Annotated in this window: 16 protein-coding genes and 1 other annotated feature; of the genes, 15 read left to right on the forward strand and 1 reads right to left on the reverse strand. The window is 42.0% G+C overall.

What is annotated here, in order from left to right; translation table 11 throughout:
• Positions 1-738 precede the first annotated feature (738 nt).
• The 9 genes from thrS to ihfA all read left to right on the forward strand — a co-directional run bounded on the left by thrS (position 739) and on the right by ihfA (position 8,812).
• Positions 739-2,667: a threonine--tRNA ligase gene (thrS, locus tag PR709_RS09695; RefSeq protein ID WP_014658195.1), complete on the forward strand. Its 1,929-nt coding sequence runs from the start codon at positions 739-741 to the stop codon at positions 2,665-2,667.
• A 3-nt stretch (positions 2,668-2,670) separates the two neighbouring features.
• Positions 2,671-3,210 carry a translation initiation factor IF-3 gene (infC, locus tag PR709_RS09700; protein ID WP_071599650.1) on the forward strand — a complete coding sequence of 180 codons (540 nt, stop codon included), beginning with the start codon at positions 2,671-2,673 and terminating at the stop codon, positions 3,208-3,210.
• Positions 3,211-3,557: 347 nt separating this feature from the next.
• Positions 3,558-4,097 (forward strand): translation initiation factor IF-3, encoded by a 540-nt coding sequence (infC, locus tag PR709_RS09705; RefSeq protein ID WP_036943861.1) that lies wholly within the window; start codon positions 3,558-3,560, stop codon positions 4,095-4,097.
• A 94-nt stretch (positions 4,098-4,191) separates the two neighbouring features.
• Complete coding sequence (rpmI, locus tag PR709_RS09710; RefSeq protein WP_004263702.1) at positions 4,192-4,389, forward strand: 50S ribosomal protein L35; 198 nt, start codon at positions 4,192-4,194, stop codon at positions 4,387-4,389.
• A 42-nt stretch (positions 4,390-4,431) separates the two neighbouring features.
• On the forward strand, positions 4,432-4,788 hold the full coding sequence (gene rplT / locus PR709_RS09715; protein WP_004263714.1) for a 50S ribosomal protein L20: 357 nt from the start codon (positions 4,432-4,434) through the stop codon (positions 4,786-4,788).
• Between the two features lie 89 nt (positions 4,789-4,877).
• Positions 4,878-5,002: a sequence feature (Phe leader region), on the forward strand.
• On the forward strand, positions 4,884-4,928 hold the full coding sequence (gene pheM, locus PR709_RS19570) for a pheST operon leader peptide PheM (RefSeq protein WP_120752679.1): 45 nt from the start codon (positions 4,884-4,886) through the stop codon (positions 4,926-4,928). (Overlaps the previous feature by 45 nt.)
• A 123-nt stretch (positions 5,003-5,125) precedes the next feature.
• A complete protein-coding gene (pheS, locus tag PR709_RS09720) occupies positions 5,126-6,109 on the forward strand; it encodes a phenylalanine--tRNA ligase subunit alpha (RefSeq protein ID WP_014658197.1) in 984 nt (327 codons plus the stop codon).
• 14 nt (positions 6,110-6,123) lie between these two features.
• A complete protein-coding gene (gene pheT / locus PR709_RS09725) occupies positions 6,124-8,511 on the forward strand; it encodes a phenylalanine--tRNA ligase subunit beta (RefSeq protein ID WP_115113535.1) in 2,388 nt (795 codons plus the stop codon).
• Positions 8,512-8,515: 4 nt separating this feature from the next.
• A complete protein-coding gene (gene ihfA, locus PR709_RS09730) occupies positions 8,516-8,812 on the forward strand; it encodes an integration host factor subunit alpha (RefSeq protein WP_004919089.1) in 297 nt (98 codons plus the stop codon).
• Positions 8,813-9,060: 248 nt separating this feature from the next.
• On the opposite strand, the gene PR709_RS09735 is transcribed toward ihfA, so the two are convergent.
• Complete coding sequence (locus tag PR709_RS09735) at positions 9,061-10,077, reverse strand: RhoGAP domain-containing protein (protein ID WP_272570876.1); 1,017 nt, start codon at positions 10,075-10,077, stop codon at positions 9,061-9,063.
• A gap of 121 nt (positions 10,078-10,198) precedes the next feature.
• Between PR709_RS09735 and btuC the strand changes: the two genes are divergently transcribed.
• The 6 genes from btuC to arnD all read left to right on the forward strand — a co-directional run bounded on the left by btuC (position 10,199) and on the right by arnD (position 17,122).
• Positions 10,199-11,200 (forward strand): vitamin B12 ABC transporter permease BtuC, encoded by a 1,002-nt coding sequence (gene btuC, locus PR709_RS09740; protein WP_004919093.1) that lies wholly within the window; start codon positions 10,199-10,201, stop codon positions 11,198-11,200.
• Between the two features lie 6 nt (positions 11,201-11,206).
• Positions 11,207-11,977 (forward strand): vitamin B12 ABC transporter ATP-binding protein BtuD, encoded by a 771-nt coding sequence (locus PR709_RS09745; protein WP_004919095.1) that lies wholly within the window; start codon positions 11,207-11,209, stop codon positions 11,975-11,977.
• Between the two features lie 132 nt (positions 11,978-12,109).
• Entirely contained in the window at positions 12,110-13,255 is a 1,146-nt protein-coding gene (gene arnB / locus PR709_RS09750) for a UDP-4-amino-4-deoxy-L-arabinose aminotransferase (protein WP_004919097.1), read from the forward strand.
• Positions 13,255-14,247: an undecaprenyl-phosphate 4-deoxy-4-formamido-L-arabinose transferase gene (arnC, locus tag PR709_RS09755; RefSeq protein WP_004919099.1), complete on the forward strand. Its 993-nt coding sequence runs from the start codon at positions 13,255-13,257 to the stop codon at positions 14,245-14,247. The genes arnB and arnC overlap by 1 nt, the downstream gene beginning before the upstream one ends.
• Positions 14,247-16,229: a bifunctional UDP-4-amino-4-deoxy-L-arabinose formyltransferase/UDP-glucuronic acid oxidase ArnA gene (gene arnA / locus PR709_RS09760; RefSeq protein WP_004919101.1), complete on the forward strand. Its 1,983-nt coding sequence runs from the start codon at positions 14,247-14,249 to the stop codon at positions 16,227-16,229. The genes arnC and arnA overlap by 1 nt, the downstream gene beginning before the upstream one ends.
• The gene (arnD, locus tag PR709_RS09765) at positions 16,229-17,122 is read left to right on the forward strand and encodes a 4-deoxy-4-formamido-L-arabinose-phosphoundecaprenol deformylase (RefSeq protein ID WP_004919102.1); all 894 of its coding nucleotides are present in this window, start codon (positions 16,229-16,231) and stop codon (positions 17,120-17,122) included. The genes arnA and arnD overlap by 1 nt, the downstream gene beginning before the upstream one ends.

A 17,122-nucleotide genomic window follows, 5' to 3' on the forward strand; every position in this document is an offset into this window, starting at 1 on the left:
GCATTATGGTGTATATGGGGAGTGTAGGCAGGCTGGTGGAAAGACGCATACCACCTATACATTCCGCTATATACCTCCACGCGCACAATTGAGTTAATTAAACCAATCGAAACGGGAATGAATATTGAGCAAACCTACGATTAAATAAATCGGATAGAAAGTCAGCATTAGTGAAAAAGGGGCTGACTGAATTGTGATTATCATTGCGCTGATATATAGGCTCAGTTTTTCACTCGTCATTTTGAAAAATAGGCGGCCTTAAATGGGAAGCAGCTATTAGCAACCTGTGGTGACAATCCAAATATTTTTCCAGTTGAGCAAAGCCAAAGGTTGATTATTTTAGTATTTATACCTATTTATATTGTTGTGGCAATGCGGCATATCTTGTTTTAATTGTAGAAAATAGACTCAGTATTTTTATTGCGCTCATTTTCGTATTGATTGGTACTTCATATAAACTCACCATTTTCTATGTTGCACTATTCAAATTGTGTCCATCGCTCTATTTGAGCAGGCTTGAACTATTCGGCGATAATAACCACTCATCTATCGCGAATAAATCAGTCTGTGTTATCATTGTCAATGAGTTACTTTTAATGTGCATAGTCAGTTAGTCATTTGTGTACATATCTCGCATAGTGAAGTGAGGAATTAATCGTAACGTATTGTTTTATAAACTTGGAATAATCAAGCAAGTGATCTTTCGTGTGGGTCACCACTGCTGATAAGGATTTATTAATGCCTGTTATTACTCTTCCTGATGGAAGTCAGCGTCAGTTCGACCATGCCGTTTCTGTGATGGATGTTGCGCGTGATATTGGAGCAGGTCTCGCAAAAGCGTGTATTGCGGGCCGTGTAAACGGTGAATTGGTTGATGCCTGTGAACTGATCGAGCATGATGCCAATTTGGCTATCATTACCAGCAAAGATGATGAAGGGTTAGAAATCATTCGTCACTCTTGTGCTCACTTGCTAGGTCATGCAATCAAACAATTGTGGCCAAACACCAAAATGGCAATTGGTCCAGTTATCGATAATGGTTTTTATTATGATATTGACCTAGATTATGCGCTGACGCAGGAAGACTTGGAAAAGCTTGAAAAGCGTATGCTTGAGCTTGCCAAAACAGATTATGATGTAATTAAAAAACGTGTTTCTTGGGCCGAAGCTCGCGAAACCTTTGTTGCCCGTGGCGAAGATTATAAAGTTGAAATTCTTGATCAAAATATTAGTCAAGACGACCGCCCAGGCTTATATCATCATCAAGAATATATTGATATGTGTCGCGGTCCACACGTACCTAATATGCGTTTCTGTCACCACTTTAAATTACAGAAAGTGGCGGGCGCATACTGGCGTGGTAACAGCGATAATAAAATGCTGCAACGTATTTACGGTACCGCTTGGGCAGATAAAAAGCAGCTAAATGCCTATCTATTACGCCTTGAAGAGGCGGCTAAGCGTGACCACCGTAAAATTGGTAAGCAATTAGATTTATACCATATGCAGGAAGAAGCGCCGGGTATGGCGTTCTGGCACAATGATGGCTGGACAATCTTCCGTGAATTAGAAACCTTTGTACGTACTAAACTGAAAGCCTATAACTATCAAGAAGTAAAAGGTCCATTTATGATGGATCGGGTACTTTGGGAAAGAACTGGGCACTGGGAAAACTACAAAGACGCGATGTTCACAACGTCTTCTGAGAACCGTGAGTATTGCGTGAAACCAATGAACTGCCCAGGTCACGTACAAATTTTCAACCAAGGTTTGAAATCATACCGTGATCTGCCATTAAGAATGGCTGAGTTTGGTAGCTGCCATCGTAATGAACCATCCGGCGCGTTACACGGTTTAATGCGTGTACGTGGCTTTACACAAGATGATGCTCATATCTTCTGTACTGAAGATCAAATCTTAAGTGAAGTCACCGACTGTATTAAAATGATTTATGACGTTTATGCAACATTTGGCTTTGAAAAAATTGTTGTTAAATTGTCTACACGTCCTGAAAAACGTATCGGTACTGACGATATGTGGGATACCGCAGAAGCGGATCTGGCTCAGGCGTTAAAAGATCAAGGTATTGAGTTTGAATACCAGCCAGGCGAAGGGGCATTCTATGGTCCTAAAATTGAATTTACACTGTATGACTGCCTAGACCGCGCATGGCAGTGTGGTACTGTACAGTTAGACTTCTTCTTGCCAGGCCGCCTCAATGCATCTTATGTTGGTGAAAACAACGAACGTATTGTGCCTGTGATGATCCACCGTGCGGTATTAGGTTCACTTGAGCGCTTTATCGGTATTTTGACAGAAGAATATGCAGGTTTCTTCCCAACATGGTTGGCGCCACAACAAGTGGTTGTGATGAACATCACTGATACTCAGGCGGATTATGTTCAAGAATTAGTCAGCAAGCTACAAAGTGTTGGCATTCGTGCGAAAGCGGACTTACGTAACGAGAAAATCGGCTTTAAGATCCGCGAACACACCTTGCGTCGTGTTCCTTACATGTTAGTTTGCGGCGATAAAGAAGTTGAATCAGGTAAAGTCTCTGTACGTACCCGTCGCGGTAAAGATTTAGGCAGCCTAGATGTCAATGAATTTACAAACAAACTGCTAGAAGAAATTCGCAGTCGTCAGCTTAATCAGATGGAGGAATAAGGTATTAAAGGCGGAAAAAAACTCCCAACAGCACGTCCAAATCGTATTAACGAAGAAATCCGTGCAACTGAAATTCGAGTTACCGGTTTTGACGGTGAGCAACTCGGTGTCATGAGTGTGCGTGAAGCACTTGCGAAAGCGGAAGAGGCTGGTGTTGACCTAGTTGAAATTAGCCCTAATGCTGAGCCACCTGTTTGCCGGATCATGGATTACGGCAAATATCTTTATGAGAAGAGTAAGTCTCAGAAAGAGCAAAAGAAAAAACAAAAAGTTGTTCAAGTGAAGGAAATTAAATTCCGTCCAGGAACAGATGAAGGCGACTATCAAGTTAAACTACGTAGTCTGATTCGCTTTTTGGAAGATGGTGATAAAGCCAAAGTTACCTTGCGTTTTCGCGGTCGTGAAATGGCTCACCAACAGATCGGTATGGAAGTGCTTAACCGCATTAAAGCCGATCTGGATGAACTGGCGTCTGTGGAGTCATTCCCTTCAAGAATTGAAGGTCGCCAGATGATCATGGTCTTAGCACCAAAGAAAAAGTAAGTTTATCATCATGAACAGCACCCGCATAAAAGCGGGTGCTATATCTTGTTGAACCAATCATGGAAAATATCTAACAACCTATATTGGATGCTCTGAATATAGGCTTGATAATATGAAAAGACATGGGTTTGTGCGAAAAAATTGATTATCTACTTGAGTAATCGGGCAATAAGCATTAAAATCCGCGGTCGAATCGCCTTATCATTCGGTAATTACCCGAGGTGACGTAGGCAAAGAATATGGCACTTTAGTTATCAACATATTGAATCTATTAGATTAAACGGTAACTAGGGTGTATGCTTTAGAGAATATAAGCAAATCTCTTTATCCAGTTGGAGGAATAAAGTATTAAAGGCGGAAAAAGAATCCCAACAGCACGTCCAAATCGTATTAACGATGAAATTCGTGTGAATGAAGTCCGTTTAACCGGTTTAGACGGCGAACAGCTCGGCATTATGAGCCTGCGTGATGCACTAGAAAAAGCCGAAGAAGCAGGGGTAGACCTTGTTGAAATCAGCCCAAATGCCGAACCGCCAGTTTGTCGTATCATGGATTACGGCAAATTCCTTTATGAGAAGAGCAAGTCTCAAAAAGAACAGAAGAAGAAGCAAAAAGTTGTTCAGGTGAAGGAAATTAAATTCCGCCCTGGTACAGATGAAGGTGATTATCAGGTCAAACTACGCAACCTGATTCGCTTTCTCGAAGATGGTGACAAAGCCAAAGTTACACTGCGTTTTCGTGGTCGTGAAATGGCTCACCAACAAATCGGTATGGATGTACTTAACCGTATTAAGTCCGATTTGGATGAGCTGGCGTCTGTGGAGTCATTCCCTTCAAAAATTGAAGGGCGTCAGATGATCATGGTGCTGGCACCTAAGAAGAAATAATTAGGCCATCAAGTAATTGTGTTTACAGCAATGTAGATGCTATTCGCCTAATTAATTCGTAGTTTATCACAATGCGAAGTTGGAAATTAAAGAAATGCCAAAGATTAAAACTGTACGTGGCGCAGCAAAGCGCTTTAAAAAAACTGCAGGCGGTGGCTTTAAGCGCAAGCATGCAAACCTTCGTCACATTCTGACTAAAAAGTCTACTAAGCGTAAACGCCATTTACGTCCGAAAGGAATGGTATCTAAGGGCGATCTGGGTCTGGTAGTTGCCTGCCTGCCTTACGCATAAGTAAACATTGGTTAATAAGATTAAAGACGATAGGAGATAGCTATGGCTCGCGCAAAACGTGGTGTAATCGCCCGTGCACGTCACAAAAAAATTCTGAAGCAGGCGAAAGGTTACTATGGTGCACGTTCTCGTGTTTACCGCGTAGCGTTTCAGGCGGTAATCAAAGCTGGTCAATACGCTTACCGTGACCGCCGTCAACGTAAACGTCAGTTCCGTCAACTGTGGATCGCGCGTATCAACGCAGCGGCTCGCCAAAACGGTCTGTCTTACAGCCGTTTCATCAATGGCTTGAAAAAAGCTTCAATTGAAATCGACCGTAAGATCCTGGCAGACATCGCCGTATTCGACAAAGCAGCATTCACTGCTTTAGTTGAAAAAGCGAAAGGCGCTTTAGCTTAATGTTTGCTTGAAAAGAGGAAGGAGACTTCCTCTTTTCATTTATGTGGTTTTATGTTAATACTTAAGTAATACAGTCTGTTTAGTGAATTAATTATATGCAAATCGTCGCTTTTCGTTTCTTCTTTTACTTTAGCACCTGAGTTTCGGGGGCTTGCGCGCGTAAGAAAAGAAACGAAAAGTTACGCTAAAGCCTCCGTCAGGAGGCTTTTTTGTTTTTGATTGAAGAAAAATACAGTAAAATCAGTTAAGTGCTTATCCATTCAATAAATGGCAAGTGAGAACTTAATAAATCGGTGAATAACTAGCAAAACGACCGTAAGGTCATAAAGGGGAAATAATGCCACATCTCGCTGAGTTGGTTGCACAGGCAAAAGCAGCCATTGAACAGGCCCAAGATGTTGCTACGTTAGAGTCAGTTCGTGTTGAATATTTAGGCAAAAGTGGCCACTTCACACTACAGATGAAAACGTTGCGTGATCTGCCTGCTGATGAACGTCCAGCAGCAGGGGCTGTGATTAATGAAGCCAAAGTACAGGTTCAAGATGCACTGAATATGCGTAAAGCAGCCATGCAGGCTGAAATACTGAATGCACGTTTAGCATCGGAGAAAATTGATGTCTCATTACCTGGGCGTCGTATGGAAAATGGGGGATTACACCCAGTTACCCGTACCATTCAGCGAATTGAAGAGTTTTTTGGTGAGTTAGGCTTTAGTGTTGAGACGGGGCCTGAAATCGAAGATGACTACCATAACTTTGATGCATTAAATATTCCTGCCCACCACCCAGCTCGTGCCGATCATGATACTTTCTGGTTTGATGCGAAGCGTTTGCTGCGTACCCAAACTTCCGGTGTGCAAATTCGTACCATGAATGGGCAACAACCGCCAATCCGTATTATCGCACCTGGTCGTGTTTACCGTAACGATTACGACCAAACACACACGCCAATGTTCCATCAAACAGAAGGGTTGATTGTTGATAAAGATATCAGCTTTACTAACCTAAAAGGCACATTGCATGATTTCCTAAATAATTTCTTTGAAGAAGAAGTCCAAGTCCGCTTCCGTCCATCTTATTTCCCATTCACAGAGCCTTCTGCTGAAGTGGATGTTATGGGGAAAAATGGTAAGTGGTTAGAAGTGTTAGGTTGCGGCATGGTTCATCCAAATGTACTACGCAATGTGGGTATTGATCCAGAAATCTACTCAGGCTTTGCATTTGGCATGGGAATGGAGCGCCTTACAATGTTGCGCTACGGTGTTTCTGATTTGCGCGCATTCTTCGAAAATGATCTTCGTTTCCTCAAACAGTTTAAATAAGGCGGGACTTTCTCATGAAATTCAGTGAACTTTGGTTACGTGAATGGGTGAACCCAGCCATTAGCAGTGAAGCATTATCTGAACAAATCACGATGGCCGGTTTGGAAGTTGATGGTGTTGAACCGGTGGCGGGGCAATTTACAGGTGTTGTTGTTGGTGAAGTGGTCGAATGTGGTCAGCATCCAAATGCAGATAAACTACGAGTCACAAAAGTCAATGTTGGCGGCGATCGCTTGCTTGATATCGTGTGTGGGGCACCTAACTGCCGTCAAGGCTTGAAAGTAGCTGTCGCAACGGTTGGTGCAGTTCTACCCGGCGATTTTAAAATCAAAGCAGCAAAACTCCGTGGCGAGCCGTCAGAAGGGATGCTCTGTTCATTCTCTGAGTTAGGTATTTCTGATGATCATAGCGGTATTATTGAGCTGCCATTAGACGCGCCAATTGGTACTGATTTACGTGATTATTTGAAATTTGATGACAGCATCATCGAAATTAGCATTACGCCAAACCGTGCGGACTGTTTAAGCATTCTTGGTGTAGCACGTGATGTGGCTGTAATCAATAAACAAGCACTGACAGCGCCTAAGATTGAGGCGGTGAAAGCCACTACAACCGATACCTTCCCAATCCGCGTTGAAGCACCTGAAGCATGTCCGCGTTTTCTTGGTCGAGTTATCAAAAATATTGATGTCTCTGCACCAACCCCAATGTGGATGAAAGAGAAATTGCGCCGTGGTGGCGTGCGTTCAATCGATGCTGTTGTTGATATCACAAACTATGTATTGCTTGAACTGGGTCAACCTCAGCATGCCTATGACCTCGATCGCCTAGATGGCGCTATCGTGGTGCGTATGGCAAAACAAGATGAAAAGCTGGTTCTGTTAGATGGTAGCGAAGCGACGCTGAACGCTGATACGCTAGTGATTGCTGATGAGAAAAATCCACTCGGTATTGCGGGTATTTTTGGTGGTGAGCATTCAGGTGTTAACAGCGAAACCAAAAATATCCTTCTAGAATGTGCGTTTTTTAATCCACTAGCGATTACAGGCCGTGCACGTAATTATGGTTTGCACACTGATGCTTCTCACCGTTTTGAGCGTGGTGTTGATCCTGAATTACAGTTCAAAGCCATTGAACGTGCGACACAATTGATTCTGGATATTTGTGGTGGTGAAGTTGGTGACATTATTGATGTCACCAGCTCAGCACATTTACCGAAAGTCGCTCATATTACTCTGACTCGCAATAAACTCGATCGATTGATTGGTTATGCGATTGCGGATGATGTTGTGACAGATATTTTGACCCGTTTAGGTTGCCAAGTGAAAGCTTCTGAAGGGCGTTGGGATGTGGTTGCACCAAGCTGGCGTTTCGATATGCAGATCGAAGAAGATCTGGTTGAAGAAGTTGCACGGGTTTATGGTTATAACAACATTCCAGATGTACCGCTGCGTGCAGATTTAGTCATGACTAAGCACAAAGAAGCTAATCTGCCGCTTAAGCGTATTAAGGCGATGTTAGTTGATAAAGGCTACCAAGAAGCAATTACTTACAGCTTTGTCGACCCGAAAGTGCAAGCTTTGCTTCACCCAGAGCAGGAAGCATTAGTGTTACCAAACCCAATTTCTGCTGATATGTCGGCGATGCGTTTGTCACTTTTAACAGGTCTTTTGACTACGGTAGTCTATAATCAAAATCGTCAACAAAATAGAATTCGATTATTTGAGACAGGTTTGCGCTTTATCCCTGATAATCAAGCAGAATATCAAATCCGTCAGGAAACCATGCTGGCTGGCGTGATTGCGGGTAACCGATTCGATGAACATTGGTCATTAGATAAACAAGTTGTGGACTTCTTTGATTTAAAAGGTGATCTTGAAGCTGTTTTGGAATTGACTGGCAAACTGAATCAAATTACATTTAAACCTGAAGTACATCCGGCATTGCACCCTGGTCAAAGTGCTGGGATTTATCTGGAAAATGAACATATTGGTATTATTGGTGTTGTTCATCCAGAACTAGAACGTAAACTCGATTTAAATGGTCGAACTGTGGTATTTGAGGTTCGTTGTGATGCGATAGCACACCGTGCAATCCCTGATGCGAAGGCGATTTCACGCTATCCATCGAACCGTCGCGACATTGCGATTGTTGTGCCAGAAAACGTTGCCGCCGCAGATGTTTTGGCAGAATGTAAAAAAGTTGGCATAAATCATATAGTTGGCATAAACTTGTTTGATGTGTATTGTGGTGAAGGGATAGCAGACGGTTATAAGAGTCTCGCTATCAGTCTCGTCTTCCAAGATACAACGCGTACCATGGAAGAAGAAGAGATAACCGCGACCGTTGATCTGTGTATTGCTGCATTAAAACAGCGATTCCAAGCCTCCTTGAGGGACTAAAACTATGGCGCTTACTAAAGCTGAAATGTCAGAAAATTTGTTTGAAAAACTGGGTGTTAGCAAACGTGATGCTAAAGACCTTGTGGAATCTTTCTTTGAGGAGGTTCGCCTCTCCTTAGAAAATGGTGAGCAAGTGAAATTATCTGGATTCGGTAACTTTGATTTACGTGATAAAAATCAACGTCCCGGTCGTAACCCAAAAACTGGGGAAGATATTCCAATTACTGCACGCCGTGTTGTCACTTTCCGTCCTGGCCAAAAATTGAAGAGCCGCGTCGAAAAAGCGACACCAAAAGAGTGATAGTAGACTTGCATTGCGAGTAAAAGACCGCCGTTTAGGCGGTCTTTTGTTTTTCATGGCACAGCATTATTTCAATATATTTTATGCTATCTATCTGGATGCAGAATAGGGCTTCCACACTATCAGCTAGAAAATATTTAGAGGGTATTGAGGATTGATCACACTGATGTATTTATCGATATTTTAAATAGCTACCTATGGTATCGGTAGCTATAGCTTTAAAGGTGGAAAAATTTATATTCGGTCGCCTATCTTTGCAACAATGCGGTAAAATAATTAATAGGTAATTGTGCAAGTCCTATTTGTTTGAGTTGATCAAGAGGATTTCCCGTTGTTTTAGAATAATCGGTTCTATCGAGAGTCGGGGCAAAGGCGATCGATAAATTTTCTGGGGTCATCTGGTGTTTTTCTGCATGACGGCTGATTTCGGTAAGTAGGGGCACCGCTATTTGCAATATCAATGGCAGTTTTTTTAGCGGTGGCAGTGAGTCTAAAATTTTTGTATCAGAAACGGCTAAAATATTATTTTCGCTCGTTGCCAATGTTGGGTTTGTTTCAATAGCACGTTTCACTGTAGCTTTGTTTCCGATTGCATCATGATATTTTGTGAAGAGAGTCGATAATGTTTTTTGTTCACTCGATGAACTATCTAAAACGTTGCCAACTAATTTTTTATATGCTGATGTTAGATCAGATACGTCAATGTTATTTTTTTGAATAAAAAAGATATCAATAGATTTATTGCTAGCGAGATGCTCTAATATTATTTCAACTCTCTGTTTGTTGCCTGATATTCGAAATGGTCCTGTTTCATGTAAGTAATTTGGATGAGATAAGATAGCAGTACCAATCTCATTAATTTGCTGGTATTTAAGGCGATCTTCATAAGCGATACCAATATACTCATTGATAGCATCTATATTCTGTTTTTCAATGAGTTTTGCTGTTTGTTGTTGCGCTATCCGCATTTGCATTGCGTTTAATTCAGCCGGGGTTTTGTATTGAGAAGGGGGGAGCGCATTTTCTTGATCGCTATCGCTTAATTTTTTGTAATTTAATACATCAATATTTTTATTTTTTATTTCAATAGATTCATGTTGGTGTTGCGAAGGTAACCCTAAAAATTTTTTTAAAACATTAGTCACTCGTTGGATTGATGCAGCAAAGAGGCTTGTTTTGGGTTGATTGATAGGCTTAAGGGGTGTATCGGCTATTTTAGTTGTGGAAGTGAAGTCGGGCGTTGATGTTGATAAAGTCGATTTCATATTGTCCCTTCAAATGCTCAAATAAAAATGGATGTGCAGTATAAATTTGCTGCATTGGTATCGCTTGCACAAAAAGCTATAATTAGGCAATACTGTTAATATTTAAGACATTTTCTACTTAATGAATAATCAATTGCTTACCCTTCAAAAACGTCAGAGGCACGCCGATATACGGTTACTGTGTGTATTGGTCTGTTTTTTAATCGTTGTCAGTGTCTTGGCTTTGAGTGTCGGTGAAGTAGGGTTATGGCCAAACCAATGGGCGAGCGAATCGGCACAATTATTTATTTGGCAAATTCGTTTTCCTCGATTATTGGCAGTCATTACCATTGGTGCAGCCCTTGCGGTAACAGGGGCTATCATGCAAGCCTTATTCGAAAATCCACTGGCTGAACCTGGGTTATTGGGGATCAGCAATGGTGCTGGTGTCGCCGTCGTTCTGATTGTTTTGCTCTCTCATGGGGTAACTCAGTATTGGCTAATAAGTTCAGGTGCAATTGTTGGTGCATTATTATTAACCGCGATACTGCTGTTTTTTGCCAAACGAAAGCATTTTAATAACACGAGCTTACTGCTAGTTGGCGTGGCGCTTGGTGTGATTTGTGGTGCGATAATGACTTGGATGGTCTATATGAGTAGCAGCCTAGACCTACGTCAACTCCTCTATTGGATGATGGGAAGCTTTAGCGGTATTGATTGGCGTCAATTTGCTCTAGTCATTGCTTGTATTCCTTTTTTATTGTGGGCAATTTGCCAAGGTAATACACTCAATTACTTATCACTTGGATCATTGCAAGCTTATCAACTCGGTTTTTCTCACCATCGCTGGCGTCTTGCTCTGATTATCGTGACGGGGGTGCTAATTGGTTTGAGCGTTGCTATTGCGGGTGCTATTAGTTTCGTTGGGTTAGTCATTCCCCATATTTTACGGTTGGCAGGATTGACCGACCACCGAACATTATTGCCGGGGTGTGCTATCACAGGAGCGGGAGGGTTATTATTAGCCGATATGCTTTCACGCACACTGATTGCTAATGCTGAGGTACCTATTGGTGTGATAACCGCGACATTAGGGGCACCTATCTTTATTTGGCTATTAGCGCGTAACAATCAATGGCGATAAAATAAAATGATGAATAGACAACCTATCATTGAGCTAATTCAGTTTTCCATTGATAGCCGACTTATCAATATTAATGAAACTGTGTTTGCGGGAGAGCAAATTCATTTACTTGGTGCAAATGGGGCGGGGAAAAGTACCTTGCTCAGTGGAATGAGTGGTTTTTTAGCTTTTCAAGGACAATTAAATATTAATGGTCGGGCGCTCAACGAGTATCGGGTGCAAGCTTTGCGTCAGCAGAGAGCCTATTTTCCTCAGCAAGTATCAACGCAACCTATTTTAAAAGTCTTTCAATATCTGGCGCTGTTTTATTCATCAAATGAGTATCAAATAGCGTTATTTAACCAATTAACTGAAGATTTCCAATTAGCGTGCTTGTTAATGAAACCTATTACACAACTTTCGGGTGGTGAATGGCAGCGAGTCCGTATTATTGCAACTTTTTTGCAAGTTTGGGATCGTCAAGATTTAAGTGGAAAATTTATTCTATTTGATGAACCAACAAACAATTTAGATATTATTCAACAATCCAAGCTTGATAAATGGGTGAAATATTTTTGTGATTGCCAAGGAACGGTTATAATGAGTGGGCATAACTTGAGTCATTCATATCGACATGCAAGTCGTATATGGATGTTAAAAAAAGGTGAAATTATTTTTTCAGGTAAACCTGAGCAAGTGATGACTGACTTTAATTTATCTGAGATATTTGCAAGTAAAATTATTTCAAGTACAGATAGCGAAACGAAAACTTGGCAAGTAATTAGTTTTGACGAGTAGCAGAAAAATTGTTTTAATCGTCGGTTTCATTATGCTTTACGATATAAGAAATGTTTTCAGGTGTTGATGTTCGGTTAAAGTAACTTTAACTAGAATACTCTCTTCTTAATAAAAAATTAGGCTACAGATTATATGAGCAATTTCCTTCCGTTTTCAAAACCGGCAATCGGTGACGAAGAGGTTAAGGCAGTAGAGAAAGTTCTACGTTCAGGCTGGATTACGACAGGGCCTCAGAACCATCAGTTGGAACAAGATTTTTGTGAACGTTATGGTTGTAAGCATGCAATAGCGCTAAGTTCAGCCACTGCGGGTATGCATGTTGTTTTAATGGCATTGGGTATCGGCCCAGGCGATGAGGTGATCACCCCGTCGCAGACATGGGTATCCACCATTAATATGATTGAGTTATTAGGCGCGACACCCGTTATGATTGATGTCGACCGTGATACATTAATGGTACAACCCGATGCGGTAGAAAAAGCGCTTACTGCGAAAACGAAAGCGATAATTCCTGTACATTACGCAGGTGCTCCTTGTGATCTTGACGCTTTGCGTGCTATCGCGCAAAAAGCAGGAGTGGCGTTGATTGAAGATGCGGCTCATGCGGTGGGAACGCGCTATAAAGAAGAATGGATTGGTCAGCAGGGAACCGCTATTTTTTCTTTTCATGCAATTAAAAATGTGACGTGTGCGGAAGGTGGATTAGTCGTCACTGATGATGATGAATTAGCACAGCGCGTTCGTACCTTAAAATTCCATGGTCTCGGGGTTGACGCCTTTGATAGACAAATGCAAGGTCGAAAACCACAAGCAGAAGTGGTTGAACCTGGTTTAAAATATAATTTATCTGATATTCATGCAGCGATTGCTGTTGTTCAGTTGTCTCGTGTTGAAGAAATGAATCAACGTCGTGCACAATTGGTAGCGCGTTATCGTGCCGCACTGAAAGACTCCCCATTACAAATGCTTTCAGTTCCTGAATATTCACATTTGCATGCTAACCACTTATTTATGGTGCGTGTCGATAAAAGTGTATGCGGTATTGATCGTGATAGCTTTATGGAAAAACTAAAAGCGTATGATATCGGTACAGGTTTACATTTCCGTGCCGCACATACACAGAAATATTACCGTGAGAAATACCCAGAGCTCTCACTCGTAGAGTCAGAATGGAACACCGCGACCCTTTGTTCCCTGCCTCTCTTCCCTGATATGTCTGATGCAGATGTTGATCGGGTTGTTAAAGCGATAAATGAAATCCTTTTGGAGTCAAAATAGTGTCATTTGTAGATGAATTTGAAGAGATAAAAAAAGTCTCTGTTGTAATCCCTGTTTATAATGAAGAGCAAAGCCTACCTCAGTTACTTGAGCGTACAATTAAAGCGTGTAAACAACTTACGCAAGAGTATGAGTTGATTTTAGTGGATGATGGAAGTAGTGACCGTTCCGCTAAAATGTTGACTGAGGCAGCAGAAAATCCTGATAACCATGTTATCGCGATTATTTTGAATCGTAATTATGGGCAGCATTCTGCAATTATGGCTGGTTTCAATCAAGCGGATGGTGATTTGGTGATTACACTGGATGCTGATTTACAAAACCCTCCAGAAGAGATCCCTCGCTTAGTGCAAACGGCGGCACAAGGCTATGATGTTGTTGGCACGCGTCGTGCTAACCGTCAAGATTCTTGGTTCCGTAAAACGGCATCTAAAATGATTAATGCGATGATCACAAAAGCGACCGGTCGCTCTATGGGCGATTATGGTTGTATGTTGCGTGCTTATCGCCGTCATATTATTGATGCGATGTTACAATGCCATGAAAGAAGTACATTTATTCCAATTTTAGCCAACACGTTTGCTCGTAGAACCATTGAAATTGATGTAGCGCATGCTGAACGTGAGTTTGGCGATTCTAAATACAGCTTTATGAAGCTGATTAATTTAATGTATGACCTGTTGACGTGTTTAACAACAGCACCTTTGCGTTTGTTAAGTGTTGTTGGGAGTATTATTGCAGCAGGCGGTTTCTTGCTTGCAGTGTTGTTAATCGTATTACGTTTGCTCTTTGGTGCAACATGGGCCGCTGACGGCGTATTCACACTGTTTGCAATACTCTTTATGTTTATCGGTGCACAATTTGTTGCTATGGGCTTGCTTGGTGAATATATCGGCAGGATTTATAATGATGTGCGCGCGAGACCCCGTTATTTTATTCAAAAAGTCGTCGGTGCTAAGGCTAAGACTGACAAAAACCAGGAAGAAAACTAATGAAAGCTATTGTTTTTGCCTATCATGATATTGGCTGTGTAGGGCTGAAAGCGCTAAAAAAAGCAGGTTTCGATATTCAAGCAGTATTTACTCATACTGATGATCCTAACGAAAACCACTTTTTCTCTTCAGTAGCGCGTGTCAGCGCGGACATGGAACTTCCTGTTTACGCGCCAGAAAACGTAAACCATCCGCTATGGATTGAACGTATTCGCGAATTAAAACCTGATGTAATTTTCTCATTCTATTACCGCGATATGCTCAGTGAAGAACTGCTGGCATTGGCTCCTAAAGGTGCATTTAACCTGCATGGCTCTTTACTGCCTAAATACCGCGGTCGTGCGCCAATTAACTGGGCATTGCTGAACGGCGAGAAAGAAACAGGCGTGACGTTGCACAAAATGGTCACTAAAGCCGACGCTGGTGACATTGTTGCACAAGAAAAAGTCACAATCACCGATACTGATACTGCATTAACGTTACACGCAAAAGTTCGTGAAGCGGCTGAAGTACTGTTAGATAAAACACTGCCATTGATTGAAGCAGGTAGCTATAAAACAGTGGCGCAAGATGAGAGCCAAGCAAGCTATTTCGGTCGTCGTACCGCTCAAGATGGCTTGATCGACTGGAACCGTTCTGCAAAAGAAATTGATTGCTTAATTCGTGCTGTTACTGAGCCATACCCAGGCGCATTTACCTATTTAGGTGAGCGTAAAATGGTAATTTGGCGTGCACGTGTGCTCGATGATAATCAAGGTAAACGCGCGGGTACAGTATTATCAAGTGACCCTCTGCGTATTGCTTGTGGCGAAGGGGCTATTGAAGTTGTTAGTGGTCAGGGTGACTCCGGTTTATATATGCAAGGCAACCGTCTAGCAAATGAAATGGGTATCGTGACTGATGTTCGTGTAGGGCCAAAACCGACTGCACAAATTAAACGTCGTAAGCGTGTTCTGATCTTAGGTGTTAACGGTTTTATCGGTAACCATTTAACAGAGCGTTTATTGCAAGATGATAATTATGATATCTATGGTATGGATATCAGCTCATCGGCGATTGACCGCTTTATTGGTAACCCACGTTTCCACTTTATCGAAGGTGACGTCAGTATTCATACCGAATGGATCGAATACCACATTAAGAAATGTGACGTTATTCTGCCATTGGTGGCGATTGCAACACCAATCGAATATACCCGTAACCCACTGCGTGTCTTTGAATTAGACTTTGAAGAAAACCTGAAAATCGTGCGTTACTGCGTGAAATATAACAAACGTATTATCTTCCCATCGACTTCTGAAGTTTATGGTATGTGTGATGATAAAGAGTTTGATGAAGATGAGTCACGTTTGATTGTTGGTCCTATCAATAAACAGCGCTGGATCTACTCTGTGTCTAAACAGCTGTTAGACCGAGTAATTTGGGCATATGGCGCGAAAGAAGGCTTGAAATTTACGTTATTCCGTCCGTTTAACTGGATGGGGCCACGTTTGGATAGCCTGAACTCAGCACGTATTGGTAGCTCTCGTGCGATCACTCAGTTAATCTTGAATTTAGTTGAAGGTTCGCCAATTAAATTGGTTGATGGTGGTGAGCAAAAACGCTGTTTCACTGATATTAAAGATGGTATCGAAGCACTGTTCCGTATTATTGAAAACAAAGACGGCAAATGCGACGGTCAGATCATCAATATCGGTAACCCAACAAACGAAGCAAGCATTCGCCAATTAGCTGAAATGTTACTTGAAAGTTTCGAAAAACACCCTCTACGCGGCCATTTCCCTCCGTTTGCAGGTTTCCGTGAAATCGAAAGTAGCAGCTACTATGGTAAAGGTTATCAAGATGTTGAGCACCGTAAACCAAGTGTGGAAAATGCACGTCGTCTGCTTGATTGGGTTCCAACAATCGATATGAAAGATACTATTGAAGAGACACTGGATTTCTTCTTGCAAGGTGCGGTAGAAGAATTAGGTAAGAACTAATGAAAAAAGTTGGCTTGAGAATTGATGTGGATACCTATCGAGGCACATTAGAAGGTGTACCACAACTACTCAACGTGCTGAAACAGCATGACATTCAGGCCAGCTTTTTCTTCAGTGTAGGACCCGATAACATGGGGCGCCATTTATGGCGCCTTTTGCGTCCTAAATTCCTGTGGAAAATGCTGAGGTCAAATGCCGCCTCCCTATATGGGCTAGATATTTTATTGGCGGGTACAGCGTGGCCAGGTAAAAAAATAGCCAAAGATTTAGGCTATTTGATGAAACAAACGCTAGATGCAGGTCATGAAGTAGGGTTGCATGCTTGGGATCACCAAGGTTGGCAAGCCAAAGTGGCTAAATGGAGCGAAGCCCAATTAACGGAGCAGGTTAAATTGGGGGTTGATGCTTTGCAGCAAGCCATCGGTCAGCCTGTTACGTGTTCGGCAGTTGCTGGCTGGCGAGGCGATGAACGTGTGCTTGAGGTTAAACAAAAGTTTGGTTTTAACTACAACAGCGATTGTCGCGGTAAGTATCCATTTAGACCCATTTTACGTGATGGTTCAATAGGCACGGTACAAATTCCAGTCACATTACCGACTTATGATGAAGTCGTTGGCACCGTTGTCAGTGATGAAAATTTTAATGATTTTATCCTTCAAGCGATAAAAGAGGATCAAGGTGTTCCCGTTTACACCATTCATACTGAAGTTGAAGGTATGTCTAAATCAGAACAATTTTCACAATTATTGGAACGAATTGCCCAAGAAGAAATCCAATTCTGTACATTGAGTGATTTGCTGCCAGAAGACATTAGCACTTTACCTAAAGGGAAAGTCGTGAGAGCGCCATTCCCAGGGCGTGAGGGTTGGCTTGGCTGCCAAGAAGAGGGATAG

It is taken from the genome of Providencia sp. PROV267, from assembly GCF_028477825.1.
GTDB classification, from domain to species: Bacteria; Pseudomonadota; Gammaproteobacteria; order Enterobacterales; family Enterobacteriaceae; genus Providencia; species Providencia stuartii.

Bases quoted from the DNA above. Each gene is read 5' to 3' on its own strand.
- thrS (WP_014658195.1), top strand. From the start codon at position 739: ATGCCTGTTATTACTCTTCCTGATGGAAGTCAGCGTCAGTTCGACCAT.
- rpmI (WP_004263702.1), top strand. From the start codon at position 4,192: ATGCCAAAGATTAAAACTGTACGTGGCGCAGCAAAGCGCTTTAAAAAA.
- rplT (WP_004263714.1), top strand. From the start codon at position 4,432: ATGGCTCGCGCAAAACGTGGTGTAATCGCCCGTGCACGTCACAAAAAA.
- pheS (WP_014658197.1), top strand. From the start codon at position 5,126: ATGCCACATCTCGCTGAGTTGGTTGCACAGGCAAAAGCAGCCATTGAA.
- pheT (WP_115113535.1), top strand. From the start codon at position 6,124: ATGAAATTCAGTGAACTTTGGTTACGTGAATGGGTGAACCCAGCCATT.
- ihfA (WP_004919089.1), top strand. From the start codon at position 8,516: ATGGCGCTTACTAAAGCTGAAATGTCAGAAAATTTGTTTGAAAAACTG.
- PR709_RS09735 (WP_272570876.1), bottom strand. From the start codon at position 10,077: ATGAAATCGACTTTATCAACATCAACGCCCGACTTCACTTCCACAACT.
- btuC (WP_004919093.1), top strand. From the start codon at position 10,199: ATGAATAATCAATTGCTTACCCTTCAAAAACGTCAGAGGCACGCCGAT.
- PR709_RS09745 (WP_004919095.1), top strand. From the start codon at position 11,207: ATGATGAATAGACAACCTATCATTGAGCTAATTCAGTTTTCCATTGAT.
- arnB (WP_004919097.1), top strand. From the start codon at position 12,110: ATGAGCAATTTCCTTCCGTTTTCAAAACCGGCAATCGGTGACGAAGAG.
- arnA (WP_004919101.1), top strand. From the start codon at position 14,247: ATGAAAGCTATTGTTTTTGCCTATCATGATATTGGCTGTGTAGGGCTG.
- arnD (WP_004919102.1), top strand. From the start codon at position 16,229: ATGAAAAAAGTTGGCTTGAGAATTGATGTGGATACCTATCGAGGCACA.